This window comes from Aeromonas sp. A35_P (assembly GCF_002259925.1).
Taxonomy (GTDB): domain Bacteria; phylum Pseudomonadota; class Gammaproteobacteria; order Enterobacterales; family Aeromonadaceae; genus Aeromonas; species Aeromonas dhakensis.
Genome location: NZ_NEVB01000106.1, coordinates 1 through 5,878, shown reverse-complemented (window position 1 = coordinate 5,878; position 5,878 = coordinate 1). Strand labels below are relative to the sequence as shown.

The 5,878-nt window shown below is 60.0% G+C and carries 5 protein-coding genes and 1 pseudogene; 4 read left to right on the top strand and 2 right to left on the bottom strand.

Features of this window, described 5'->3' with window-relative positions:
* Positions 1-194: 194 nt before the first annotated feature.
* Positions 195-530 (top strand): Hpt domain-containing protein, encoded by a 336-nt coding sequence (locus CAK78_RS07600; RefSeq protein ID WP_005299299.1) that lies wholly within the window; start codon positions 195-197, stop codon positions 528-530.
* Between the two features lie 50 nt (positions 531-580).
* On the opposite strand, the gene CAK78_RS07595 is transcribed toward CAK78_RS07600, so the two are convergent.
* The gene (locus CAK78_RS07595) at positions 581-1,492 is read right to left on the bottom strand and encodes a gluconeogenesis factor YvcK family protein (protein WP_094696889.1); all 912 of its coding nucleotides are present in this window, start codon (positions 1,490-1,492) and stop codon (positions 581-583) included.
* Between the two features lie 112 nt (positions 1,493-1,604).
* Here CAK78_RS07595 and CAK78_RS07590 point away from each other — a divergent pair, with 112 nt between their 5' ends.
* Together CAK78_RS07590 and CAK78_RS07585 are read left to right on the top strand one after the other, a co-directional pair.
* Positions 1,605-2,789: an FIST signal transduction protein gene (locus tag CAK78_RS07590; protein ID WP_094696888.1), complete on the top strand. Its 1,185-nt coding sequence runs from the start codon at positions 1,605-1,607 to the stop codon at positions 2,787-2,789.
* A gap of 18 nt (positions 2,790-2,807) precedes the next feature.
* Positions 2,808-4,904: an ATP-binding protein gene (locus CAK78_RS07585; protein WP_176452714.1), complete on the top strand. Its 2,097-nt coding sequence runs from the start codon at positions 2,808-2,810 to the stop codon at positions 4,902-4,904.
* Positions 4,905-5,134: 230 nt separating this feature from the next.
* Here CAK78_RS07585 and CAK78_RS07580 read toward each other — a convergent pair.
* Positions 5,135-5,599 (bottom strand): annotated as a pseudogene (locus CAK78_RS07580) (LON peptidase substrate-binding domain-containing protein); the annotation flags it as partial.
* A gap of 71 nt (positions 5,600-5,670) precedes the next feature.
* Between CAK78_RS07580 and CAK78_RS07575 the strand changes: the two are divergent.
* Positions 5,671-5,878 (top strand): transposase (locus tag CAK78_RS07575; RefSeq protein ID WP_141214138.1); only part of this gene is annotated, 208 nt, incomplete at its 3' end.

Sequence of the window (5,878 nt, the reverse complement as noted above, 5' to 3'; positions counted from 1 at the left end):
TTGTTATCTAATTGTTAATTTATTGGCAACCGTTATGTTGCAATCCGGCCATCTATTGTCTGGTTAGGCGAGCTCGATCACGTTTTTCACCCTATGCCCCGTGTGGGTCTATTTGTTACTGGGGGACGAGACGTGACGGCACCATGTCGGGCATCTATAGTATGGTCTGTTTGAATACCAAAAAGGATGAATAGATGGAGTGGCTGGATCAGAAGGTATTGCGACAATTGGCGGAAGATATCGGCCAGGAGATGATGCCGGTGGTGATCTCGGTATTTATCGAGGAGGTGGGTGAACAGCTTACCCAGCTGCGCCCGCTCTATGAACGTCAGGACTGGACTGCTCTGGCCCGGCTTGCTCACAGCATGAAGTCTTCTTGTGGCAGTTACGGTGCTCAAGTCAGCTATCAGCAGGTGATGGCGCTGGAGCTCGCCTGCAAGCAAGCGGATGGGGCCGAGGTCGCCCGTCTGCTCAACGAGCTGGAACAATCCCTGCCTCAGGTGCTCTCCCACCTTGCCAACTACCATTGAGCCCAGGCAGCCGGCGCATGGCGCCGGACTCGCCAGACTCAACCTGCCCGCTAGCGTTGATTGACCAGTTGCTGGATCACCCTGTCCAGGGCCAGCTTCAGTTTCAGGCGATCATGGCGATGGGGCAGCGCGGTTTCACCCAGATCGGCCTGGATCAATCTGCCAGCCAGCTCAGGTTGGTACTCTCCTGCAGGAGCCAGGATGGCATCGAGCCGTCCCGTACCGACCCGTGATTCCAGCCAGCGCCACTGATCGAGCAGGCTGAGCTGGCCAGCCGGGCCATTCTCCGCCACCAGATTGCAGATGAACACCAGCATGGCGTTGCTCTCGTTGATGGCCTGCGCCACCTCCGCCAGCAGCAGCGGGGGCATGATGGAGGTGAGAAAACTGCCGGGCCCCAGAATGATCATATCGGCCTGCTCCAGCGCCTGTACCGCCTCGCGGGTGGCTGAAACCTCGGGGCTCAGGCTGAGTGAGAGCGGCGGGGTATCGAGCTGATCGATGGAGACTTCCCCCAGGATCTGGTTGCCACAGACGGTGTGGGCACACAGGTCGGTGGGAAATTCAGACATGGGTAACAATTGTGACTCTATTTTCAGCATGTCGCTGATGAGCTTGATAGCATCAAGAGGACGCACGCAGAGGTTGTCGAGCGCCAGCAGCATCAGGTTGCCGAGGTTGTGGCCGGCCAGTTCACCACGGCCGGCGAAGCGATACTCGAACAGCAGGCTGCCGATGCTGGGATCGGTGACCAGTTGATTCAAACAGTTGCGCAGATCACCCCAGGCGATACACTCTTGGCTCTTGCGCAGCCGTCCGGTGGAGCCGCCATCATCCGTGGTGGTGACGATGCCGGTCAGGCGTGATCCCAGAAACGAGAGGGACGAGAGCACGCGGCCCATGCCATGGCCGCCACCGATGGCGACGACCCGGTCAAAATCATTGATGTTCTTTTGCCACATGCGGCTGTCCTGTGGTTGGTCTCGATTGAGAGCATTCTAGTCGATGAAACGGGATAATTGTTTGATTAAGGTATGATTTTTGCTTACCCCCAGCATCATGCACAACTAGGAGATGGTGTTGAACTTTCTGACGGCTCACTCTCTTGAAGAGACCTCTCTGCTGGCTGCCCGACAGATCAGTGAGCGGCTGCTCGCTCAATCACCCGACTCCCCTTCGCTGTTGTTGGTCTATTTTACTCAGGCTCATGATGCCGAGGAACTGCGTCATCACTTCAAACAGCAGTTCCCGTCGTCCCGGCTGATCGGTTGCAGCTCCTGCGGCGGGGTCATGACCCAGACCGGCCACCATGCCCGCCAGGGGCGGGGGGTGGCGGTTGCGGCCATCTACGATGACAAGGGCGCCTACGGTGTGGCGGGTCAGGCGGGGGCTGCCGTCGATGTGCGCCAGCTGCTGCGCAGCGCCATCGCTGACGGGGGCCGCCCCGGCGAGTTGCCGCAACTCATCTTGTTGCATGCAAGCCCGGGCCAGGAAGAGGCGATGCTGGAGAGCATCGAAGCGGAGCTGGGGACAACGGTGCCGGTGGTCGGCGGCTCCGCTGCTGACAACAGCGTGAGCGGGGAGTGGCAGTTGTGCTGGGACGAGGGCAGTACTCGCGAGGGTGTGGTGCTGGCGGTGCTCTATCCCGATTGTCAGCTGGCGTTCCAGTTCCACTCTGGCTATGTCCCAACCGAACAGCGCGGCATCATCACGGCGTTGGCAGGACGGGAGATCCTCACCATCGACGATGAGCCTGCCGCTGCCGTCTATGCCCGCTGGACCGGGCGCACGACGCCCTGGCCGGTGGGCCCCATCTTGCGGGAAACCACCTTGTCACCGCTGGCCAGGCAGGTTGGAACCCTGGATGACATGCCCTATTACAAGCTCTCCCACCCTGAAGCCGTGACAGAAGGTGGCGGATTGCGCCTCTTTACCGATACTCAGGTCGGGGAGCGGTTGCTGCTGATGTACAGCAGCCAGGAGGGCCTGTTGCAGCGCAGTTTGAATGCAACTCGTATCGAACCCGAGTACGGCATGGCCACCGAGATGCAGCCGTTTGGCGCACTCGTGATCTTTTGTGCTGGTTGCCGCTTGGCTCTTGGTGATAGCTTATGCCAATTTGTCGATCAATTTCATACCCGGCTGGGGGACATCCCCTTCATCACCCCGTTCACCTTCGGTGAGCAGGGACGTCTGCCACACGGTGAGCTGGCACACGGCAACCTGATGATATCGAGCGTGATCTTTCTCGACAGCTGACACTGCGCTGGAAACAAGATGATTGGTAATACGGAACTGGAAGCCCTTGGCGACAAGCTGCAGACCACCCTGGTGGAGCTGGTGCGCTGTCGGGAGCGCGAGGCCAAATACCGGCAGGAGTCGCAAACCCTGCTGTGCGGGGTGGCCACTCTGGCCGATGCCCAGACGCTGGAGCAGGTACTGGACAGCCTCATCCAGGTGCTGAAACCCTTCATCGGCTTCGAACACGCGGATGTGGTGGCCTGGGAGGGCGAGGGGGGGCTGACCCACCTCAGCACCCAGGAGGGGGAGGTGGGCCGTCCCTGGCAGCTGACACCCATCTTTTCCCGGGCCATCGAGGGGGAGACCCTGGTGATCTATGACCCGACCCAGTTGCCCGAGCTGGCGCCGCTGGCTGATGTGACGGGCTGGGCCAGCGTCATGATGACGGGGCTGCGGGCCCCCGGTTTCTCCGGTGTGCTCATCTGCCGCCACTCCCTGATGGGCACCTTCGATCTCAAGAGCAAGGCGGCCATGCAGCGCTGCCGGCCGCTTATCTCCCAGGCATTGGTCAACATCGCCTATCGGGCCCGCTTGCAGGAGCAGGTTGAACTCAAGACCCTGGCGTTGCAGGCGGGGGAGCAGCGTTTTCGCAGTTTTGCCGGCATGGCCTCCGACTGGTTCTGGGAGACGGATACCGAGCACAGGTTGAGCTACGTCTCGGCCCCCGGTCAGCAGGAAGAGATGCTGGTGCACCAGACCGGCCAGAGTCTCTACGACTACGCCTATGACAGGCGGGATCCCGAATGGGGCAAGTACCGCCGGCTCATCGGCCTGCACCTGCCGGTGCGGGCAGTGCGGGTGCAGGTCAGCCTGGCGCGGGGGCCGCGCTGGATGGAGAGCAACGCCGAACCCTGTTTCGACGGGGCCGGTGTTTTCATCGGCTATCGCGGCACGGCGCGGGATGTGGGCAACCAGATCCGCCGTGAGCAGGAGCTGGCCAGGGCGCGGGACGAAGCGGAAGCAGCCAACCGAGCCAAGTCGCAGTTTCTGGCCATGATGACCCATGAGATCCGCTCCCCCATGAATGCGGTGCTGGGCATGCTGGATCTGCTGCAACACGCCCAGCTCGAACCCCAGCAGCAGACGCTGCTTGGCCATGCCACCCATGCGGCGCGCCTGCTGCAGACCATCATCGACGACGTACTCGATTTTTCGAAGATTGAGTCTCACACCCTGGAGTTTCACTGCGAGACGCTGCAGCCGGCCCAGCTCTGCCAGTCCCTCATCGAGCCGTTGCTGGCACGGGCTGTCGCCAAGGGCATCGATCTGCGCTGGCAGGTCGATGAGGCCGTGCCGGCCCAGTTGCAGGGGGATCCGGTGCGCCTCTCCCAGGTGATCAGCAACCTGCTCGGCAACGCGGTAAAATTCACCAGCGTGGGCAGGGTGTTGTTGCAGCTGGAGTGGCATGATCAGCAGTTGCGGGTGACGGTGACCGACACCGGGATCGGCATCTCGGCCGAGGATCAGGCGCTGCTGTTTGAGCCCTTCTCCCAGGTGGACAGCTCGGCGACCCGCCGTTTCTCCGGCACCGGACTGGGGCTGGCCATCAGCAAGCGGCTGGTGGAATTGATGGGGGGCAGCATCCATCTGCGCAGTGCCCCCGGCGAGGGCAGCTGTTTCTGGTTTGATTTGCCGGGCATGGCGCTGCCATGCGAGTGCAGCAGCCGACCCGAGCCGGATCAGCAGCCCATTCAGGCTCTGGATGTGCTGGTGGTGGAGGACAGCCCGGTCAATCAGCTGGTGGTCTCGCTCATGCTGCAGAAGCTGGTGAGTCGGGTCAGGGTGGCCGCCAACGGACTGGAGGCGCTGGCGCAGGTCGCGCAGCAACAGCCGGATCTCATTCTGATGGACATGCGGATGCCGCAGATGGATGGACTGGAGGCGACCCGCCGCTTGCGGGAGCTGGGTTACCGCATGCCCATAGTGGCGCTGACGGCCAACGCCATGGCGGAAGACAGGGCCCGTTGCCTGGCGCAGGGCATGGATGACTTTTTGGCCAAGCCCATCAGTCTGATGCGGCTGCGAGAGTGCCTGCAACGCCATTTTCATCCCGCATCAGCGAATCGCAGCTAAAAAAAATGGTCAACCTGGGTGGTTGACCAATTCTTCAGCAAATACTGAAGAGAGCACGGGATAAATCGGGTTGTACGATTCTATATGAAAAAGTCGTGCCAACTTTTCAGAACCGGTTTTACAGGGCTTGCAGCGCGATTATCGGTTTTTATTGCGTCCTGCAATTTGCAAAATGCGAAATTGACATTTTCATTATCGGAATATTTGCATTTTGCAAAGCCCAAATTGACTCACTGTGCGATCAGTCGGCGCAAGAATTGACGAGCCGCTTCGCTATTTTGTTTGGCAATCAACATCTGCTTCTCATAGATCGGCATCGGCAGGATCTCGAGCCAGCGTTGGCAGAGCCAGGCTGCATCATCAAACCGCTTGTCCGGGTAGAGCTCGTCGAGCTCCGGATATTGTTCGAACACTTCCTGCAACCGGGTGACCAGCGGCTTGTCGCTGAAATTGGAGTGGGTGCTCGGCCAGTTGGGCAGGGCCTCGACCTTGGCCCGGCGCAGACCCAGCTCGTCAGTCTCCATCTCGTGGATGCAGAATCGTTCCATGCCGAGCACGGTGACACCGAGCAGGCCGTCATTCAGGGTGTAAAAGTCGGTGACTTTGACCCGGGTGCCGACCGGCAGGATCCGACCCGACTTGCCCGAGGTGGTTGCCTCTTCCATCACGATGCCAAACCCCTGGTCATTGATGAACCTGATTACCCATGATTAGCAGTCACCCCGAACTATACTGATCTTATGCACAGTTATCGAGGAGCGAGATCATGGCCAAAAGCAAAGTCCAATTCCAGAAAGGCTACAGCCTGTTTGAGCTTCTCAAGGACTATGGCACTGAAGCTCAGTGCGAAAACGCGTTGTTCACTTGGCGTTTTCCTCACGGCTTTGTCTGCCCTGAATGTGCCAACAAGACCTGTTGTCACCTGAAAAGTCGGCCACGCGTGCTGCAATGCAATCACTGCCATCACCAGATGT